The organism is Streptomyces sp. NPDC002018 (genome assembly GCF_042890865.1).
In the GTDB taxonomy this organism is placed as follows: Bacteria; Actinomycetota; Actinomycetes; order Streptomycetales; family Streptomycetaceae; genus Streptomyces.
On the sequence record NZ_JBIASO010000009.1, the window covers coordinates 39415 to 57588 of the forward strand.

General features: G+C 71.8%; 17 protein-coding genes and 1 riboswitch. Of the genes, 8 read left to right on the plus strand and 9 right to left on the minus strand.

All coding sequences use genetic code 11. The features are described from left to right. Positions 1 to 385: 385 nt before the first annotated feature. Both ACFYYH_RS16700 and ACFYYH_RS16705 read right to left on the minus strand, forming a co-directional pair. The gene (locus ACFYYH_RS16700) at positions 386 to 2272 is read right to left on the minus strand and encodes an anthranilate synthase family protein (RefSeq protein WP_388551258.1); all 1887 of its coding nucleotides are present in this window, start codon (positions 2270 to 2272) and stop codon (positions 386 to 388) included. A 117-nt stretch (positions 2273 to 2389) separates the two neighbouring features. Then, complete coding sequence (locus ACFYYH_RS16705) at positions 2390 to 2446, minus strand: trp operon leader peptide (protein ID WP_388551677.1); 57 nt, start codon at positions 2444 to 2446, stop codon at positions 2390 to 2392. A 160-nt stretch (positions 2447 to 2606) separates the two neighbouring features. Between ACFYYH_RS16705 and ACFYYH_RS16710 the strand changes: the two genes are divergently transcribed. Both ACFYYH_RS16710 and ACFYYH_RS16715 read left to right on the plus strand, forming a co-directional pair. Beyond that, entirely contained in the window at positions 2607 to 3959 is a 1353-nt protein-coding gene (locus tag ACFYYH_RS16710) for a class II 3-deoxy-7-phosphoheptulonate synthase (protein WP_388551259.1), read from the plus strand. A gap of 182 nt (positions 3960 to 4141) precedes the next feature. Further along, on the plus strand, positions 4142 to 4432 hold the full coding sequence (locus ACFYYH_RS16715; RefSeq protein ID WP_388551261.1) for a bacterioferritin-associated ferredoxin: 291 nt from the start codon (positions 4142 to 4144) through the stop codon (positions 4430 to 4432). A 61-nt stretch (positions 4433 to 4493) separates the two neighbouring features. Here ACFYYH_RS16715 and bfr read toward each other — a convergent pair whose 3' ends face one another. After that, the gene (gene bfr / locus ACFYYH_RS16720) at positions 4494 to 4973 is read right to left on the minus strand and encodes a bacterioferritin (protein WP_388551263.1); all 480 of its coding nucleotides are present in this window, start codon (positions 4971 to 4973) and stop codon (positions 4494 to 4496) included. Positions 4974 to 5126: 153 nt separating this feature from the next. Here bfr and ACFYYH_RS16725 point away from each other — a divergent pair, with 153 nt between their 5' ends. Continuing rightward, positions 5127 to 5759: a sulfite oxidase-like oxidoreductase gene (locus tag ACFYYH_RS16725; RefSeq protein ID WP_388551265.1), complete on the plus strand. Its 633-nt coding sequence runs from the start codon at positions 5127 to 5129 to the stop codon at positions 5757 to 5759. Between the two features lie 20 nt (positions 5760 to 5779). Here ACFYYH_RS16725 and ACFYYH_RS16730 read toward each other — a convergent pair whose 3' ends face one another. The 5 genes from ACFYYH_RS16730 to thiO form a co-directional block, all read right to left on the minus strand. Continuing rightward, complete coding sequence (locus tag ACFYYH_RS16730; RefSeq protein ID WP_388551266.1) at positions 5780 to 6634, minus strand: deoxyribonuclease IV; 855 nt, start codon at positions 6632 to 6634, stop codon at positions 5780 to 5782. 6 nt (positions 6635 to 6640) lie between these two features. Continuing rightward, positions 6641 to 8557, minus strand: a complete 1917-nt coding sequence (pknB, locus tag ACFYYH_RS16735; RefSeq protein ID WP_388551268.1) for a Stk1 family PASTA domain-containing Ser/Thr kinase — start codon at positions 8555 to 8557, stop codon at positions 6641 to 6643. 554 nt (positions 8558 to 9111) lie between these two features. Then, entirely contained in the window at positions 9112 to 9942 is an 831-nt protein-coding gene (locus tag ACFYYH_RS16740; RefSeq protein ID WP_388551270.1) for a thiazole synthase, read from the minus strand. A gap of 6 nt (positions 9943 to 9948) precedes the next feature. Then, a complete protein-coding gene (gene thiS, locus ACFYYH_RS16745) occupies positions 9949 to 10167 on the minus strand; it encodes a sulfur carrier protein ThiS (protein WP_388551272.1) in 219 nt (72 codons plus the stop codon). Further along, complete coding sequence (gene thiO, locus ACFYYH_RS16750; RefSeq protein WP_388551274.1) at positions 10164 to 11357, minus strand: glycine oxidase ThiO; 1194 nt, start codon at positions 11355 to 11357, stop codon at positions 10164 to 10166. The genes thiS and thiO overlap by 4 nt, the downstream gene beginning before the upstream one ends. Then, a riboswitch (TPP riboswitch) is annotated at positions 11355 to 11468 on the minus strand. Its footprint overlaps the gene before it by 3 nt. A 165-nt stretch (positions 11469 to 11633) precedes the next feature. Here thiO and ACFYYH_RS16755 point away from each other — a divergent pair. The 5 genes from ACFYYH_RS16755 to ACFYYH_RS16775 all read left to right on the plus strand — a co-directional run bounded on the left by ACFYYH_RS16755 (position 11634) and on the right by ACFYYH_RS16775 (position 16171). Further along, a complete protein-coding gene (locus tag ACFYYH_RS16755; protein ID WP_388551275.1) occupies positions 11634 to 12845 on the plus strand; it encodes an NAD(P)/FAD-dependent oxidoreductase in 1212 nt (403 codons plus the stop codon). 168 nt (positions 12846 to 13013) lie between these two features. Next, a complete protein-coding gene (locus tag ACFYYH_RS16760; RefSeq protein WP_365902354.1) occupies positions 13014 to 13379 on the plus strand; it encodes an Rv2175c family DNA-binding protein in 366 nt (121 codons plus the stop codon). Positions 13380 to 13475: 96 nt separating this feature from the next. After that, positions 13476 to 14126: a thiamine phosphate synthase gene (gene thiE / locus ACFYYH_RS16765; RefSeq protein WP_388551277.1), complete on the plus strand. Its 651-nt coding sequence runs from the start codon at positions 13476 to 13478 to the stop codon at positions 14124 to 14126. A gap of 80 nt (positions 14127 to 14206) precedes the next feature. Further along, complete coding sequence (metF, locus tag ACFYYH_RS16770) at positions 14207 to 15124, plus strand: methylenetetrahydrofolate reductase [NAD(P)H] (RefSeq protein ID WP_388551279.1); 918 nt, start codon at positions 14207 to 14209, stop codon at positions 15122 to 15124. Positions 15125 to 15175: 51 nt separating this feature from the next. Then, positions 15176 to 16171, plus strand: coding sequence for a hypothetical protein (locus ACFYYH_RS16775; protein WP_388551281.1), 996 nt, complete (start codon positions 15176 to 15178; stop codon positions 16169 to 16171). Between the two features lie 201 nt (positions 16172 to 16372). Here the strand turns inward: ACFYYH_RS16775 and ACFYYH_RS16780 are convergent, their stop codons facing one another. Continuing rightward, the gene (locus tag ACFYYH_RS16780; protein ID WP_388551283.1) at positions 16373 to 17881 is read right to left on the minus strand and encodes a phytoene desaturase family protein; all 1509 of its coding nucleotides are present in this window, start codon (positions 17879 to 17881) and stop codon (positions 16373 to 16375) included. Between the last annotated feature and the right edge of the window lie 293 nt (positions 17882 to 18174).

Below are 18174 nucleotides of genomic sequence, written 5' to 3' on the forward strand. Positions count from 1 at the left end.
GCGCTCTCCTTTTCGGCACCGACGCGCCCCTTCGGCTCACTCGCCGGCGGCCGACAGCAGCCGGGACATGTCCGCACCCCGGGCGGCCGGGGTGATGCGGCACCCGAACGGGACCCGTCGGCCCGCGGTCGGAGTGCGGCGGAGGGGGTCGGGGTCGTAGGAGGTGCGTGTTCGGACACTAAAGCGTGATTTGTGGCGTCCGGACGCCCGTATCCAGCGCACGGCCAGGGGCGCCGTAAATCATGCCGTCCGGACATGTGCCTCCGGAGGCCCCGGCACCCGGCACCACCCACAACCCGCACCCCCACCACGGCCCCCCGCCGGGAGGCGACCCGCACCACGGCCCCCCGCCGGGAGGCGCACCGCGCCGCAACGCGCGTCCCCCCTACACCCCCCGCACCACCCCCATCGCTCCCGTCAGCAGCTCCGCCACCACCCCCCGCCCATTCAGCGTCAGCACCGACTCCGGATGGAACTGCACCGAGGCGAACCCCTCGCCCCTCAGCGCGTGCACCTCCCCGCTCTCACCGTCCCGGCTCACCTCCACCCCGTCCGCCGCCAGTTCCTCCGCCGCCTCGTCGTCGCAGTGCGCGGTGAAGCTGTTGTAGAAGCCGACCGTCTCCTCCCGTCCGAAGAGATCGATCCGCGCCTGCGCGCCCTGGTACGGGACCCGCTTGCGTACCGTTCCCAGGCCCAGTTCCGCCGCGATCAGCTCATGGCCGAGGCAGACGCCGAGCAGCCCGTGCCTCCGCTCGCGCAGCAGTCCGACGGCCAGCCCGCGCAGCAGCCGCATCTTCGGGTCGGTCCTGTCCGCGGGGTCGCCGGGGCCGGGGCCCAGCACCACCGGACCCCCGTGCGCGAGCACCGCGTCGGGCAGGCCCGGTTCGTCGTAGCGCCGTACCGTCACCTCCAGGCCCGAGGACCGCAGCAGATGGGCGAGCATCGCGGTGAACGTGTCCTCGCCGTCCACGACCAGCGCGTGCCCGGAGAGGGTCGCGGGACCGGTCCGCATCCTCAGCCAGAACGGCGCGAGATCCGCGCGCCGGGCGTCCAGCGCCGCCCGCACCCTCGGGTCGTCGGCCAGCCGTGGATGCCCGGACCCGGGGCGCGGCCGGCCGGGACGTACCCCCAGGGCCGCCAGCACGCCCGCCGCCTTGGCATGGGTCTCGGCCACCTCGTCCTCGGGGCGGGAGTGCCGTACGAGCGTCGCCCCGACCGGCACCCGCAGCCCGCCGTCGCGGTCGATGTCGGCGGTACGGATCACGATGGGGGAGTCGAGGGTCTGCGCGCCCCCGGCGTCCCGCCCGATGAGCGCGAGCGCGCCGCCGTAGTAGCCGCGCCCGCCGGCCTCGTGGCGCTCGATGACCCGGCAGGCGTTCTGCACCGGCGAGCCGGTGACCGTCGCGGCGAACATCGTCTCCCTGAGCACCTCGCGGACATCGAGCGAGGAGCGTCCGCGCAGCTCGTACTCGGTGTGCGCGAGATGCGCCATCTCCTTGAGCCGGGGACCGATCACCACCCCGCCCCGGTCGCCGACGGTGCACATCATCTTCAGCTCCTCGTCCACGACCATGGACAGCTCCTCGGTCTCCTTGCGGTCGCCCAGGAACTCCAGCAGCGCCTCCGGGGATGGCCCCCCGGGCGGATAGCGGAAGGTGCCGCTGATCGGATTCATCACGACGGTCCCGCCGCTCATCCGTACATGGACCTCGGGACTGGCCCCCACGAGGGTGCGCTCGCCGGTGTGGACGGCGAAGGTCCAGTACGCGCCGCGCTCACCCGCGAGCAGCCGCCGGAAGAGAGCGAGGGCATCGGTCCTGGAGAAGCCGGGGATCCGGCCCTCGAAGGTCCGCCGGACGACGAAGTTCGCCCCTTCTCCCCGGCCGATCTCGTCCTCGATCACCCGCCGGACGATCTCCCCGTACCGCTCGTCGTCGAGGTCGAAGGCGCCGTCCTGGACCCGTACCTCATGGCCGGGCAGCCGGTCGAGCACCTCGGCGAGCGGCAGCTCGTACGTCTCGTCCGCGACCAGGACGGACAGGGGCGTCCCGTCGTCCCGTACGTCGAAGCCGCGCTCCCTGATCTGCCGGAACGGCACCAGGGCGAGCGAGGTCCCGTCACCGGCCGGGAGGTCGGCCAGCCGGGCCGCCTCGTGCACGGAGCCGATCAGCAGCTCCACGGTCTCGTGGTCACGGCCGGGGGTACGGCGGCGCAGCAGGGCGAAGGGCGGGCCGTCGTGGTGTGTGAGCCGGTCGAGCGGATGGCTGGGCATCTGCGGTGTTCCTTCCGGAGAGGAGGAACGGCCGCTTCTTCCCCGGCCCGCCACCGGCCCGGACAAGACGGAAGGCCGCCCCTCGGGCGGCCTTCGCGATTCGTGGTGCGCGCTGAATCAGTGGGCCGCCGGACGAGCGGTCCACCACCAGGTCTGATGCGAAAGCGCGAACATGACGGGCACGATAGCGCATCCGCCGAGGGCGCCGGGCGAGGACGGTTCACGTTCCCTGAGCTCTCCTGTTCCATGCTGCTCTCCTGTTCCATGCTGCTCTCCTGTTCCATACTGTGAGAGCAGCCCGTGACACAGCGCGCGACCACGTAATCTGGTTCGCGTGACAGTGAACGCTGAGAACTCCGCGACCTATGAGCCGTCCTGGCGAGACCTTCCCGCTGCCCAGCAGCCGGAGTATCCGGACCAGGACGCCCTGCGCGGGGTCGTGGCGGAGCTGGAGAGCTATCCGCCGCTCGTCTTCGCCGGCGAGTGCGACCAGTTGCGTGCCCGGCTGGGTGCCGTCGCCCGGGGCGAGGCGTTCCTGCTCCAGGGCGGTGACTGCGCGGAGGCGTTCGACGCGGTCTCGGCGGACCAGATCCGCAACAAGCTGAAGACGCTCCTCCAGATGGGCGCCGTCCTCACCTACGCGGCGTCCGTGCCGGTGGTGAAGGTCGGCCGGATCGCCGGCCAGTACTCGAAGCCGCGTTCCAAGAACACCGAGACCCGTGACGGTGTGACCCTGCCGACGTACCGCGGCGACTCGGTCAACGGCTTCGACTTCGACGAGAAGGCCCGGATCCCGGACCCCGAGCGGCTGAAGCGGATGTACCACGCGTCCGCGGCGACGCTCAATCTGGTCCGTGCCTTCACCACCGGCGGTTACGCGGATCTGCGCCAGGTGCACGCCTGGAACCAGGACTTCGTGAAGTCGTCCCCCTCGGGCCAGCGCTACGAGCAGCTCGCCCGGGAGATCGACAACGCGCTGAACTTCATGAAGGCGGCGGGCACCGACCCGGCGGAGTTCCGCACGGTCGAGTTCTACGCCTCGCACGAGGCGCTGCTGCTGGACTACGAGTCGGCGCTGACCCGGGTCGACTCCCGTAGCGGCGGGCTGTACGACGTCTCCGGGCACATGGTGTGGATCGGTGAGCGGACCCGTCAACTGGACGGCGCGCACATCGAGTTCGCCTCGAAGATCAACAATCCGATCGGGATCAAACTCGGTCCGACGACCACGGTGGACGAGGCGCTCACCTACATCGACCGGCTGGACCCCACGCGTGAGCCGGGCCGGCTGACCTTCATCGTCCGGATGGGCGCCGACAAGGTCAGGGACAAGCTCCCCGAGCTGGTCGAGAAGGTCACCGCCTCCGGTGCCACGGTGGCCTGGGTGACCGACCCGATGCACGGCAACACCTTCGAGGCGGCCTCCGGCCACAAGACCCGCCGCTTCGACGATGTCCTCGACGAGGTCAAGGGCTTCTTCGAGGTCCACAAGGGCCTGGGCACCCACCCGGGCGGTATCCATGTCGAGCTGACCGGTGACGATGTCACCGAGTGCGTGGGCGGCGGCGACGAGATCTTCGTCGACGATCTGCACCAGCGGTACGAGACGGCCTGCGACCCCCGCCTCAACCGCAGCCAGTCCCTCGACCTGGCCTTCCTCGTCGCCGAGATGTACCGCGACCAGTAGGGGAGCGGTCCCGGCACCCGCTGCCGGGAGCCTTGAGTGACCCGTACGACCTGGTGGGGCGCGGATCGAATGTGATCCGCGCCCCACCGGCGCTGTCCGGCTTCTGCGTCCCGGGGGTGCCAGGTAAGGTTAGGTTCACCTCACCAACTGGTCGGGGTGGCCTGACCGACCCCGTCCGGGAGGTGAACCGCGTGTACGTCTGCTCCTGCTTCGGCGTCACCGAGACCGAGGTGAGGGCACACGCGGACGCCGGTGCGTGCACGCCCCGCCAGATCGCGTCGGTCAGCAAGGCCGGCACCGACTGCGGCTCCTGTGTGCGCCGTATCCAGTCGATCCTCGGGCGTGCCGGCTGCCCGCGCCGTGAGCTGCTCGATCAGCGCGCTCCCGCGCTCGTGGAACCGGCGGACGCCGAGGTCGCGGCCGTGTCCATGGCCCCCGCCCCGGTCCCGGCGGCTCTGCGCAGGGTCGCCTAGGTCCTGTCCGGCTGGAGCGCCGGGCTTCCCGGTGCTGGGTCCTCGGCCGGGCGTTGTCCGCTCAGTTGTCCGGCTGCTCGATCACCTGTGCGATGTAGAGCGCCTCGCCCAGCTTCTCGACCAGTTCGAGCTGGGTGTCCAGATAGTCGATGTGGTGCTCCTCGTCCGCCAGGATCGCCTCGAAGATCCGCTTCGACGTGTGGTCACCCTTGGCCCGCATGACCTCGATCCCGCGCTTGAGCCGGTCGATCGCCTCCACCTCGACCTCGCGGTCGGCCCGGAACATCTCCGTCACCGTCTGGCCCACCCGGACATGGAAGAGCCGCTGGTAGTTGGGCAGGGCCTCCAGGAAGAGAAGCCGGTCGGTGAGCCGCTCGGCATGCCTCATCTCGTCGAACGACTCGGACCGGGTGTACTTCGCGAGCTTCGTCCAGCCGAAGTTCTCCTGCATCTTCGCGTGCAGAAAATACTGGTTGATCGCGGTCAGTTCGGCGGTGAGCTGCTCGTTGAGGAACTCGATGACCTCGGGATCGCCCTGCATCGCAGAGACTCCTTCCTGGCGGGTGACGGGCAGAATGCGCGCATCCTCGCACCGAGGACAGGATCCGTCCAGTAAGTACATGTTTAGCAGTAATCGCCGGAATTGGTCCGACCTGGTCATGACCACCCTCCCCCGTCTGTCACCATGGAAGGCATGGGTCAGCCGGAGAGCCGGGAGTATCGAGAGCCGGAACAGGCCGAGCTACCACCGGGACAGCGGCTGCAGCGCGGCTGGCCGGTGACCCATTACGGACCCGTACCGAGGTTCAAGCCGGACCGCTGGGAATTCCGGGTCTTCGGTGCCACCGCCGACGGTGACAAACACTGCTGGAACCACGACGAGTTCTCGTCCCTGCCGTTCGCCACCGTCGTCGCCGATCTGCACTGTGTGACGAAGTTCAGCATGGTGGGAGCCGAATGGGGCGGGGTACCCGCCCGGACGATCCTGGAGCTGGCACCGCCCGCGCCCACCGTCACCCATGTGATGGTCTGGGCCGAGTACGGCTTCAGTTCGAATCTGCGGCTCGCGGACTTCGTGTCCGACCGTACGATCTTCGCCACCCACAAGGACGGTGAACTGCTCACCGCCGAACACGGTTTTCCGGCGCGGCTCGTCGTCCCGCATCTGTACGCCTGGAAGGGGCCCAAGTGGGTCCGGGGCGTGGAGTACATGACAGCCGACCGCCGTGGCTTCTGGGAGGAGCGCGGCTATCACAACGTCGGCGACCCGTGGGCCGAACAGCGCTACTCCTACCAGGAGCTGCCGGGCGACGGCCCGGAGCTGTAGGCGGGCCCGGCGGCCGGGGATCAGCCGTCGCGCAACTTCTTCAGCAGGGCTATGTCCGCCGCCTGCCCCTCCTTGCCGCCCGGCGTCTCGATCATCAGCGGGACATTCTCGGTCGCCGGATGGGAGAACAGCTCACCGAACGGTTCCGCCCCGATCCGCCCCGCCCCGATATTCATATGCCGGTCCTTGTGCGCCCCGACGACATCCTTGGAGTCATTGGCGTGGATCAGCTTGAGGCGGCCCTCACCGACCGTCTCCACCAGCAGATCCAGCGTCTGCCGCATCCCGTGCGGCCCCGTGAGATCGTGTCCGGCGGCGAAGATGTGGCAGGTGTCCAGACAGATCCCCAGCTTGGGATGGGAGTCGAGCGCCTCGAAGTACGGACCGAAGTCCCAGGTCCTCGAACAGAGTGAGAAGCCCTGCCCGGCCGTCGACTCCAGCAGCAGGAACGGGTCGTCGTCATGGGTCAGCTCGTCCAGGAGCGGCAGCATCCGCTCCCGCACCTGCGCGAGCGCCACCTCCCGGGTACGGCCGCCCGTCGCCGAGCCCGTATGCACCACCACGCCCAGCGCGCCGATCTCCCGGCCCCTGCGCAGACTGTGGCGCATGGACGCCACCGACTGCTCGGCGGTCGCCCCGGTGTGCGAGCCGAAGTTGATCAGATACGGAGCGTGCACATACGCCGTGATCCCCTCGGCCTCGCACTCCGCGCGGAACCGCTCGTCCTGCGCCGGATTCCCGGCGGGCGTCGCCCAGCCGCGCGGATTGGCGACGAAGACCTGGACGGTCTCGGCACGCAGCTCACGCGCGTAGGCCAGACCGGTCGTGGCGAGGCCGCCGGCCACGGGGACATGGCCGCCGACGGGGTTGCGCATGATGGACTAGATTCCCTTGGTCTTGATGGTGATGGTGCTGCCCTCGGGAGCCCGGTCGCCGCCCTCGACGGACTGCTCGGCCACGGTGTCGCCCAGGAACGGGAAGTCACGGTCGACCTCGACCTGGAACCCCGCGCCCTCCAGCAGACTCCTCGCCTCGTCCACCGGCTGCCCGACGACATCCGGCACGCCGACCAGCCGCGGGCCCTTGGAGACCGTCAGCGTGACGGTGTCGCCACGAGCCAGCCGTGAGTCCTCCGCCGCGGACTGCCGGGCGATCGTGCCCTCGTCCTCGGGGGAGTCCACCCGCTGGGCGGCGATCCTGACCTTGAGTCCCGCCTCCTCCAGCTCGGCGGTGGCCTCGGTCACGGACTCGCCGGTCACATCGGGCATGTCGACGGGGTCGCCCTTGCTCACCACGAGCGCGACCCCGGAATCGGGCCGTACATCGCTTCCGGCCGAGGGCGACGTACTCACCACGGCGCCCTGGGCGGTCTGCTCGTCGAACTCCCGGGTGACGATCCCGGCGGCCAGGCCCGCCCGCTTCAGCGAACGTCTCGCCTCGGCCAGGGGCACTCCCGTCAGATCGGGCACCTGGACGATCTCCGGGCCGCGCGAGATGACGAGGGTCACCGGGCCGTCACCGCGGATCCGGGTACGGGGCCCGGGATCGCTGCGGATGACCGTGCCGCGCTCCACGGTCTCACTGAAGTCCTCGGTGACCCGCGCGTCGAGCCCCGCGTCGGCGAGCCGCTGTCTGGCCTCCTGCTCGCTCTGTCCGAGCAGCGAGGGGACCCGGGTGAACTGACCGGAATTGATGTACCAGACACCGGCCCCGGCTCCGAGCAGCAGCAGTACCGCGACGACCGCCGCGACGATCCCCCTGCGGGGCAGGGCACCGCGCCGGACGGGCCGGGGCGGTGCCGAGCCGCCGGGCGGAGCCATCTCCAGCCGGCTGGTCCGGTGGACCCGCGACTCCTCGGCGGGCAGGACGGGCCGCGGGATCACGGCCGTACGGTTGTCCGCGCCCACGTCGCCCGTCGCCTTCGCCCCGGGCGGTACGGCGTCGAGCTGCGCGTCGGTGAGCACGGCCCGCGCCACGCGGACCCTGGCGAGCAGCGCCACCGCGTCGTCGGGCCGCAGCTCCGGATCGCGGGCGGTGGCCGCCGCGACCAGCCCGTCCAGCTCGGCGGCGAGCCCGGGAACGGCGGCGGACGGAGCGGGGACGTCCTCGTGCAGATGGCGGTAGAGCACCTGCGCGGGAGTGTCCCCGCCGTGCGGCTTGGCACCGGTCAGCATCTCGTGGAGGACGACCCCGCAGGCGTACACATCGACCCGGGTGTCGGAGGTGCCGTACTCGATCTGCTCGGGTGCGAGATACGACACGGTGCCGAGCACGGTCCCGGTCGTGTTGGTGACATCGCCCACGGCCCGCACCAGCCCGAAGTCGGCGACCTTGACCCGGCCGTCGTCCCCTATCAGCACGTTCTCCGGCTTCATGTCCCGGTGGACGAACCCGGCCCGGTGCGCGGCGCCGAGCGCGGCGAGCACGGGCTCCAGGATGTCCAGCGCGGCCCGCGGCTGGAGCGCGCCGCGCTCGCGCAGGACGTCACGGAGGGTGCAGCCCGCGACGTACTCCATCGCCAGATAGACGTACGCCCCTTGCGCGCCCTGGTCGAAGACCGCGACCACATTGGGATGCGACAGCCGCGCCACGGACTTGGCCTCACGGATGAACCGCTCCACGAAGGCGGCGTCGGTGGCGAGCGCCGGGTGCATCACCTTGAGGGCCAGGATCCGGTCCAGGCGGGTGTCGACGGCCCGGTAGACCGTGGCCATGCCACCGACGGCGATACGCGCGTCGACGCGGTAACGGCCGTCGAGCACCTGCCCGACGATGGGGTCGTGAAGGGTCGTATCCACGCTGGTGAGTCTACGAGCAGCGCGGAGGGGGAGGGGGAAGGGCGGCCATGACTGGAGCCGACCTGTAACGCGGATGCGCCTCCCGGCGGTGCGCCTCCCGGCGGGGGGCCGTGGTTCTGGGTGCGTTGTGGCGGGGGCCGGTGGTGGTGTGCGGGTTGTGGCCGGGGGTCGTTCCGGGGGCACATCCGGGACGGCATGATGTACGGCGCCCTTGGCGGTGCGTGGGACACGGGCGTCCGGACGCCACACATCACGCTTTAGTGTCCCGGACACGCCCCCTGCACGCCCCCCTTCACCGCCCGCCACCGACCAGCCCTCCGGGTCCCCCACCGGCCCGCGGCCGGGCGTCCGGCGGGAGGGGGTCGGGGTCGTAGGAGGTGCGTGTTCGGACACTAAAGCGTGATGTGTGGCGCCGGGACGCCCGTATCCAGCGCACGGCCAGGGGCGCCGTACATCATGCCGTCCGGACATGTACCTCCGGAGGCCCCGGCACCCGCACCACCCACAACCCGCACCCCCGCCGGACGGCGCACTGCACCCCGCACCACGGCCCCCTAGCCGGGAGGCACATCGCCGAGAGGCGGTGTCGGTGGGAACATCGGGGCCTCCGGGTCCAGGTCCGCTCGGCCCTCCTCCGGCGACGACGCCCACGCGAAGTGCCGGCGCGGAATCCGGCCCGCGCGGTACGCCAGCCGTCCCGCCTCCACCGCGTGCCGCATCGCCTCCGCCATCAGCACCGGCTCCCGCGCCCTGGTCACCGCCGACGCCAGCATCACCGCCGCACACCCCAGTTCCATCGCCAGCGCCGCGTCCGACGCGGTGCCCGCGCCCGCGTCGAGGATCACGGGTACGTTCGCCCGTTCCACGATGAGCTGGAAGTTGTGCGGGTTGCGGATGCCGAGGCCCGAGCCGATCGGCGAACCGAGCGGCATGATCGCGGCGCAGCCCACGTCCTCCAGCTTTCTGGCGAGCACGGGATCGTCGTTGGTGTACGGCAGCACCGTGAACCCGTCGTCGACCAGGGTCTCGGCCGCCTCCAGCAGCTCGATCGGGTCGGGCAGCAGGGTCCGTTCGTCCGCGACCACCTCCAGCTTGATCCACTCCGTACCGAGCGCCTCGCGCGCGAGCCGGGCGGTCAGGACCGCCTCGCCCGCGGTGTAGCAGCCCGCCGTGTTGGGCAGGGCGCGGATGCCCAGGGAGTCGAGCACGGAGAGGACCGAGCCCCGGACCGTGGGGTCGAGGCGGCGCATCGCGACGGTGGTGAGTTCGGTGCCGGAGGCGGTCAGACACCGTTCCAGCACCTCCAGGCTGGGCGCCCCGCCCGTCCCCATGATCAGCCGGGAGTTGAGGACGGTGGAGGCGATGGTCAGCCGGTCGTCGGCCATGGCGGCTCAGCCTCCCTGGACCGCGGTGAGGACTTCCACGCGGTCGCCGTCGGCGAGCACGGTGCCGGACCAGCGGCCGCGCGGCACCACCGTCTCGTTGACGGCGGCGGCGACACCCGAGGGCGCGGGGGTGAGGGAGCGGACCACGAGGTCGAGGGTGGTGCCCGGGGCGAGATCACGGGACTCGCCGTTCAGGGAGACGGTCACACGGACTGAGGTGCTCATACGGTCAGCTCCCGCGGTACGGAGGTGAGGTCCTGCGGTTCGGAGGTGAAGCGGCGCGGGCTGAAGGGGCGGGCCACCTCGGGGAGTTCGCCCGTGGTCAGCACCGCCGCCAGCGCGTCGCCGGTGACGGGCGTGAGCAGCACCCCGTTGCGGTAGTGCCCGGTCGCGAGATGCAGCCCCGGCAGCGCGGTCGGCCCCAGCAGCGGCGCGTTGTCGGGCGAGCCGGGGCGCAGTCCCGCGCGGGTCTCGGTGAGCGGCAGTTCGGTGATGCCGGGGACCAGTTCATGGGCGTCCCGCAGCAGTTCGTACACCCCGCCCGCGGTGACCGTGGTGTCCCAGCCCAGTTCCTCGCTGGTGGCGCCGACGACCAGCTCGCCGTTCTCGCGCGGCACCAGATAGACCTGGCTGCCGCGCACCACGGCCCGTACCGTTCTGGACAGGAAGGGCGCGTACGGACGGGGCACCGTCAGCCGCAGGATCTGGCCCTTCACGGGCCGTACCGGCGGCAGGACCTCGTCGGGGACGCCGGCCAGCCGCCCGCTCAGACTGCCGGCCGCCAGCACCACCTGGTCCGCGGTGAGCGTGTGTCCGCCGTCCAGTACGGCGCCGGTGGCCCGGTCCCGTACGACGGAGAGCCGCTCGGCCCGGGAGCGGTGGAGGACCACCCCGGCCCGTTCGCACGCCGTGACCAGGGCCGAGGCCAGCCGGCGGGGATCGATCTGGTGGTCGCCGTCGACCCGCAGACCGCCGCGCACACCCGGCGCGAGCATCGGTTCGAGCCGTCGGCACTCGCGCCCGGTGAGCCACTCGGACGTCAGGCCCGAGCGGTGCTGGAGGGCGTGGAGCTCGCGCAGTTCGGCGCGGTCGTCGGTATCGAGGGCGACGGCGAGTGTGCCGCAGGCCCGGTAGCCGGTGTCCTGGCCGCTCGCCTCCTCCAGTTCGGCCACGAACGCCGGATAACGCTCCGCCGAGGCGAGATTGAGCCCCAGCAGGAGCTGCTCCCCGTGGTGGAGTTCGGTGACGGCGGCCAGCATGCCCGCCGCGACCCGCGCGGCGCCACCGCCGGGATCGGGGTCGGCGACGGCGGTCCGCAGTCCGTGCCGCGCGGCCCGCCAGGCCGTGACCAGGCCGATGATCCCGCCCCCGATGACCAGGACATCGGAGCCGGTCTTCTCCTGAGACGACTGCATGGGCTTCCAGCCCCTCCCTTCGCCGGCATGACCCGGATCAGGTTCGTACGGTCGGAGGCCGCTCCAGCCTCCCTCTCAGCCCGGTGCGTCCGGGCTCCCGCGAGGTAGTGTCGACGGCCAGCCTAACGCGCGGCCCGCCGCGGGGTAAGGCCGTCCGGCCGCGGCGCAACCGTGCGGCGGCGGTCCGGCCGTGCGGGGTCCGTGCGGCCGGTCCGGCGGGAACCGGAGCCGGACAGCCCATCCCCCGACGGCCCGTCGGCTGCTTAAGGTGACCGGATGAGTGAGCAGCGGGAACAGCCGGGCGTCGTCATCGTCGGTGCGGGCATGGCGGGGGTGCAGACCGCCGTGGCCCTGCGGGAGAAGGGCTTCGAGGGCCCGGTCACTCTGATCGGCGCGGAACCCCATCCGCCGTACGACCGGCCCCCGCTCTCCAAGGCGGTGCTGCTGGGCACGGTGGACGGTTCGGCCTTCGACATCGACTTCGAGGCGCTCTCCGTGGAGCTGAGGCTCGGTGTGGAGGTGACCGGCCTGCGCCCGGACGCGCGGGAGGTCGACACCGGGGCCGGGCCCGTCCCGTACGACCTCCTGGTCCTCGCCACCGGCGCGGAGCCGGTCGGGCTGCCCGGCGCCGGGTCGGTGCCCGGTGTCCATCTGCTGCGCACACTGGACGACGCGGAGGCGCTGCGGCCCGTCCTGGAACGGCGGGACGGGATCGTGGTCGTCGGCGCGGGATGGATCGGCGCGGAGTTCACCACCGCCGCCCGCGAGGCCGGGTGTGCCGTGACGGTCGTAGAGGCGGCGGACCGGCCGCTTCCGGGCGCCCTGCCCGCCGAGGTCGCCGCGCCCATGACGCACTGGTACGCGGAGAGCGGCGCCGAACTGCTGACGGGCGTGCGGGTGGCCGGTGTCGAGCCGGGCACGGTGGTGCTGGCGGACGGCCGGCGGCTGCCCGCCGACGCGGTGGTCGTGGGCATCGGGGCGCGCCCCTCGACGGGCTGGCTGGCCGGTTCCGGGATCGCGCTGGGCCCGGACGGGGCGGTCGTCGCGGACGAGCGGCTGGCGACGTCCCTGCCCGATGTGTACGCGGTCGGTGACTGCGCGTCCTTCCCGTCCGCCCGTTACGGCGAGCGACTGCTCGTGCACCACTGGGACAACGCGCTCCAGGGCCCCCGTACGGTCGCCGCCCAGGCCGTCGGCGAGACCGGGCGGCGCTACGATCCCGTGCCGTACTTCTGGTCGGAGCAGTTCGGCCGGTTCGTGCAGTACGCGGGCCATCACACGGAGACGGACACACTGGTGTGGCGCGGCGATCCGGCGGAGGCCGCCTGGTCGGTGGTGTGGCTGCGGGACGGCGCGCTGGTGGCGTTGCTCGCCGTCGGCAGGCCGCGTGACCTGACGCAGGGCCGCAAGCTGATGGAGACGGGCGCACGGCTGGACGGGGCGCGGGCCGCCGATCCGGCCGTACCGCTGCGGCAGGCCGTTCTCTGACGCGAGGACGGGCCGCAGGCGCCGGTCCGGGACGGGTTCTGTGCCGGTCGGGACGGGTTCTGTGCCGGTCCCGGACAGGTTCTGTGGCGGTCCCCGGCCGGGTGCGGTGGCTGCTCCGGGCGGAGCCGGTTCGTGGCGTCTGTCAGTCCGGGATGGCACGCTTGTCCTGTGACCGAGATTGACGCAAAGATCGATGCTCTCGTCCCCGCCTGGCTCCACCTGCCCGACATCGCGGAAGCCCTCGATGTCGAGGTGACCCGTGTGCGCCAGTTGGTGAAGGAAGGGCAGCTCATCGCCGTGCGCCGCGGCGAGAACAGGACGCTCCAGGTGCCCGCAGCCTTCATCGACGGCGGCAAGGTCGTCAAGGGCCTCGCCGGGACCCTGACGCTGCTGAGGGACGACGGCTTCGCCGACGAAGAGATGCTCGAATGGCTCTTCACCCCCGACCCGACCCTGCCGGGCACGCCCGCGCAGGCGCTCAGCGAGAATCGCGGCACGGAGGTGAAGCGCCGGGCCCAGGCGCTCGCCGTCTGAGCCATTCACCACTCTCGCGGTGTGCGGCGGTGCCTTCGTGGCCGCGCGGCGGCCCCGGCGCCTCCGCACACCGCCGACCCGAGGGGGGACCTTCCCATGTCCGACGCTCGTGCGTCGCTCTCCGACGCCCGGCTCTATCTGTGCACGGACGCCCGCAAGCGGCAGGGGGACCTCCCGGAGTTCCTCGACGCCGTGCTCGCGTCCGGTGTGGACATCGTGCAACTGCGGGACAAGGGCATGGAGGCGGCCGAGGAGCTGGAGCACCTCCAGGTCTTCGCCGACGCCTGCCGACGCCACGGCGTACTCCTCGCGGTGAACGACCGCGCGGATGTGGCGCATGCCATCGGCTCCGACGTCCTGCATCTGGGACAGGGCGACCTGCCCGTCCCCGCGGCGCGGGCGATCCTCGGGGACACCCCGCTGATCGGCCGTTCCACCCACGCCGGGGCCGAGGCGGACGCGGCCGCCGTCGAGCCGGGCGTGGACTACTTCTGCACGGGCCCGTGCTGGCCCACCCCGACCAAACCGGGCCGCCATGCCCCCGGGCTCGACCTGGTGCGCCATGCCGCCTCACTGGCCACGGACCGGCCCTGGTTCGCGATCGGCGGTATCGACGCGGTCAATCTCGATCAGGTACTGGACGCGGGCGCGCGCCGGATCGTTGTGGTACGGGCGATCACGGAGGCCGACGACCCGGCCGCGGCGACGGCCGGCCTGGCCAAGCGCGTACGGGAACGGGCCGTGTGAAGGTGGCGGACAGCCCGTGAACCGGGGCGGATACCCCCGTCCGGTTGGGGGGACCGCCGCCCCCTCGATAACCTGCACCTATGGCCCTCGGCGCAGCTTCGACCAGATCAGATCACGCACTGACTGTGCGTGATCTGCTCGCGACCGGCAAGACATCGTTCTCGTTCGAGTTCTGGGCGCCGAAGACCGAGAAGGGCGAGCGCACTCTCTGGAACGCGCTGCGCCGGGTCGAAGCGGTGGCACCGAGCTTTGTCTCCGTGACCTATGGCGCGGGCGGCTCCACCCGGGAGGGCACGGTCAGGGCCACGGAGCGGATCGCCTCCGACACCACACTCACCCCGGTCGCGCATCTCACGGCGGTCGGCCAGTCCGTCGCCGAGCTGCGCAATATGGTCGGCCAGTACGCCGACGCCGGGATCCGCAACATCCTCGCCGTACGGGGCGATCCGCCCGGCGACCCCATGGGCGAGTGGGTCAAGCACCCCGAGGGCGTCCGCTACGCCGCCGAACTGGTCAGGCTCGTCAAGGAGTCCGGCGACTTCTGTGTGGGAGTGGCGGCGTTCCCCGAGATGCATCCGCGCTCGTCCGACTGGGACACCGAGATCAGGCACTTCGTGGACAAGTGCCACGCGGGCGCCGACTACGCGATCACCCAGATGTTCTTCGAACCCGCCGGATATCTGCGGCTGCGTGACCGGGTGGGGGCCGCGGGTTGCGCGACACCGATCATTCCCGAGATCATGCCGGTCACCAGCGTCCGGATGCTGGAGCGGCTGCCACAGCTCAGCACCGCGGTCTTCCCGGCCGAACTGAAAGAGCGGATCCTCTCCGTCAAGGACGATCCCGCCGCTGTACGCTCCATTGGCATCGAGTTCGCGACGGAGTTCTGCGCGGAGCTGCTCTCCGAGGGTGTTCCCGGCTTGCACTTCATCACCCTCAACAACTCCACCGCAACGCTCGAAATCTACGAGAATCTCGGACTGCACGAGCAGTCGTGACCGGCCGTACCCGCCCTGTCCCGGGCTGGTGGCCGCAGGAGAGGGGCGGGCATGGGCTGGACGGTCCTCTACATCGCATTCGGCATCGTGGCCCTGTGGCTGCTGGGCGAGGTGCTGCTCCAGTACAAGGCGCGACTGCGCTGGCGACTGCTTGCCTTCACCGGCTTCATGGGTGTGGTCCTCGGCGTTCTGATGCCCTCCGTCTTCGTCATCGCGCTGGGCGCGATCGCGTTCGCGGTCGGCCAGACGTATGTGACGCTCTCCTTCCGCCGCGGCTTCTCCACCGGCTGGGCGATAGGCGGCAGTCCGGGGGCCAGCCGCCGCCGGAAGGACACCGGCCGCCAGGACGCCGAGCGCGAACCGTCCCTGGAGGTCTCCGATCTGGAGTACCAGCCGGTGGCCGCGCCCGTGGAGAGCGCCGAGATCTACGAACCGGAGCCGATGCCCGACGACACCGGGCAGTACGGCGTCTACAACGACTACGACGCCCCGGGCCATGACGCGGCGCGGGAGGGCGGGACACCGGGGCCCGACGCGAACGGATGGGACGGCGGATACGACGCCTACCCCGGCTACCAGCAGCCGGTCGGCCAGGACGGCTATCCGGGACAGGACGCCTACGCGACGCACGACGCGTATGCCGGCCAGGACGCGTACGCGGACCAGGACGTCTACGCGAGCCAGGACGCCTACCACCCGGGCCACTCGGGCGAGCACACCTACGCGAGCCAGGAGAACTACGCCGGCCAGGACGTCTACGGCCAGCAGTACGACTACGGGAACGGCCAGCAGCAGTACCCCGGATACTCCGACCCGTACGCCGACCCGGCCAACGGCGGTCAGCAGTACGGCTCGTACGACAACTTCGGCGGCCAGCAGCAGTACGCCGACCCCTACGGCGGTCAGCAGCAGTACGGCGCCGACACCCCGCCCGGCGGCGTCTGGGTCCCGCAGCAGCGCGAGGGCGAGCAGGCCCCGCCGATGCCGAGGGAAGAGCCCCAGCAGCCGGGATACGACCCCGGCTACAACGAGCAGTACCGCTACTGAACGAGCAGTACCGCTACTGAGGGGTGCTCCTGCCGAGCGGTCCTGGCGGTCGGTCCTGACGAGCGGCCCTGACGGTCGGCCGGTCCGCCCACGTCCGACACGCCCTCAGGATGCCTGTCCCCGCCACGGACAGCGGGACCGGAGCCGGGCCGAGGCCCTGCCCGTGCCGCGGGTGTCCACCGGCTCACTGGGAATACCGGCTCACTGGGAGCCGCGGAAGTCCGCTCCCTCGACGATCAGCCCCGCCACCAGCGACCCCGACATCCCGGCATGGGCGAGCCCGCCGCCCGGATGGGCCCAGCCGCCCGCCAGATACATCCCGGACAGCCGTGTGCTGTTGGCCGGGTGGAGCAGTCGGCCCGCCGCTCCGGCCAGCGCCGGCGCCGGCACCGAGCCACCGGCCGCGCCCGTCTCCGCCAGGGTGTCGGCGGGTGTCCGTATCTCGCGCCACACCAGCCGCTCCCTGATCCCGGGAACGGCCCTTTCCGCGATGTCTGTCAGCACCTCGGCATACCGCTCGCGCAGTGTCCCGTCCGACCAGTCCACCGGGCCGTGCGGGGCCACGGTCGCAGTGAGTGTGACCGCCTCATGGTCACCGTCGGGGCGCGTCGCCGCGTCATCGGGCCGCAGCACGGTCACCGTGGGCCTCGGGGCGGTACGGCCGCCGAAGACATCGGCTGCCTCGGCGCTCCCGTCGGGGGAGTGCACCACCGTCCGGTGCGCGGCGTCCGCGTCCCGGGCGCCGCGCAGCGCCAGCAGCACCGTGAACCGTCCGGGCGCCGCGGTGCCGCCCGCCTCCCGGGGCCGTATCTCCTCGTCGCCCCACCACGCGCGGTCCATGAGCCGCCCCGGCGCGATGCCCGCCACGACCCGGTCGGCCGGCACGAGGGTGCCGTCCGCCAGCTCCACGCCGGTGGCCGCGCCGTCCTTCTCCATGACGCGGGTCACCTCGGCGCCGAAGACGAACTCCACCGCGCGGGCCAGACAGCGTGCGTGGACCGCGCGGGCCAACTCCCTTATCCCGCCCCGCACATACCAGCTCCCGAAGGTCTGTTCCAGATACGGGAGCAGCGCGGCGCCCGCCGGGGCGTGGCGTGGATCCAGTCCGTACGCCAGGGCGTATCCGTCCAGCAGAGCGCCCAGCCGGGGATCGGCCAGCTCCCAGGCACCGACCTCCGCGACCGTGGTGGCCCGGCGGGCGCCGCGCAGCAGCCGCCGCTGCCGTACGGCGGGATACGGATCGCGCCCGAGCACCTGCCGGTCGGCCCACAGCGGCTCTTCGAGCAGCGGTCTGCGTGAGCGGTCCCAGGCGTCACGGGCCCGGCCGAGGAACGCCCCCCACCGCTCCCCGGCACCCGCGCCCAGCGCCGCGTCCAGGGCGGAGACCACACCCGCCCGTGACGCGTTCGGCAGCCGTACGTCGGTGCCGTCGGCGAAGACATGGCGGCTCGCCGGATCGACCTGATCGAGCCGGACGCACGACTCCAGCGGTTCCCTGCCGGTCTTGACGAACAGATCGCGGTAGACGGCGGGCAGATGCAGCAGACCGGGGCCGGTGTCGAAGACGAAGCCGTCCCGCTCGAAGCGGCCGACCGAGCCGCCGTACGTCTCCGAGCGTTCGTACACCGTCACCCGGTGCCCGGCCACGGCCAGCCGGGCAGCCGCCGCCATGGCGCCCATCCCGGCGCCGATCACCACAATCCGTGCCATGTCAGTGACCTTAGCGGGGGCCACTGACAGCCCACCCGCCGAGGTATGGAGCACGCCGGGGTGCGGAGCACTGAGTACAGCTACTCAGGAGGGGAGATGAGTAGGCGCGCGGATGGGACGCCGGCCGTGCGGACGGAAGAGTGGGGACCACGGAAGGGGCGCGGCGCCGGCACCGCCGGCACGGGGCGGCGGAACGGCGCGGCTCCCCTGACGGAACGGGGGCGTACGACGGAGGGCCCGGGGACCACGGGGGACCACGGGAATCGGGCTCTCCGGTCTTCCGGTTTCCCGGT

Excerpts from the sequence above, each read along its gene's own strand:
- thiE (WP_388551277.1), top strand. The coding sequence starts at position 13,476 with ATGTCCGACGCTCGTGCGTCGCTCTCCGACGCCCGGCTCTATCTGTGC.
- ACFYYH_RS16740 (WP_388551270.1), bottom strand. The coding sequence starts at position 9,942 with ATGGCCGACGACCGGCTGACCATCGCCTCCACCGTCCTCAACTCCCGG.
- ACFYYH_RS16730 (WP_388551266.1), bottom strand. The coding sequence starts at position 6,634 with ATGCGCAACCCCGTCGGCGGCCATGTCCCCGTGGCCGGCGGCCTCGCC.
- ACFYYH_RS16725 (WP_388551265.1), top strand. The coding sequence starts at position 5,127 with ATGGGTCAGCCGGAGAGCCGGGAGTATCGAGAGCCGGAACAGGCCGAG.
- ACFYYH_RS16755 (WP_388551275.1), top strand. The coding sequence starts at position 11,634 with ATGAGTGAGCAGCGGGAACAGCCGGGCGTCGTCATCGTCGGTGCGGGC.
- metF (WP_388551279.1), top strand. The coding sequence starts at position 14,207 with ATGGCCCTCGGCGCAGCTTCGACCAGATCAGATCACGCACTGACTGTG.
- ACFYYH_RS16700 (WP_388551258.1), bottom strand. The coding sequence starts at position 2,272 with ATGCCCAGCCATCCGCTCGACCGGCTCACACACCACGACGGCCCGCCC.
- ACFYYH_RS16775 (WP_388551281.1), top strand. The coding sequence starts at position 15,176 with ATGGGCTGGACGGTCCTCTACATCGCATTCGGCATCGTGGCCCTGTGG.
- ACFYYH_RS16780 (WP_388551283.1), bottom strand. The coding sequence starts at position 17,881 with ATGGCACGGATTGTGGTGATCGGCGCCGGGATGGGCGCCATGGCGGCG.
- bfr (WP_388551263.1), bottom strand. The coding sequence starts at position 4,973 with ATGCAGGGCGATCCCGAGGTCATCGAGTTCCTCAACGAGCAGCTCACC.
- thiS (WP_388551272.1), bottom strand. The coding sequence starts at position 10,167 with ATGAGCACCTCAGTCCGTGTGACCGTCTCCCTGAACGGCGAGTCCCGT.
- thiO (WP_388551274.1), bottom strand. The coding sequence starts at position 11,357 with ATGCAGTCGTCTCAGGAGAAGACCGGCTCCGATGTCCTGGTCATCGGG.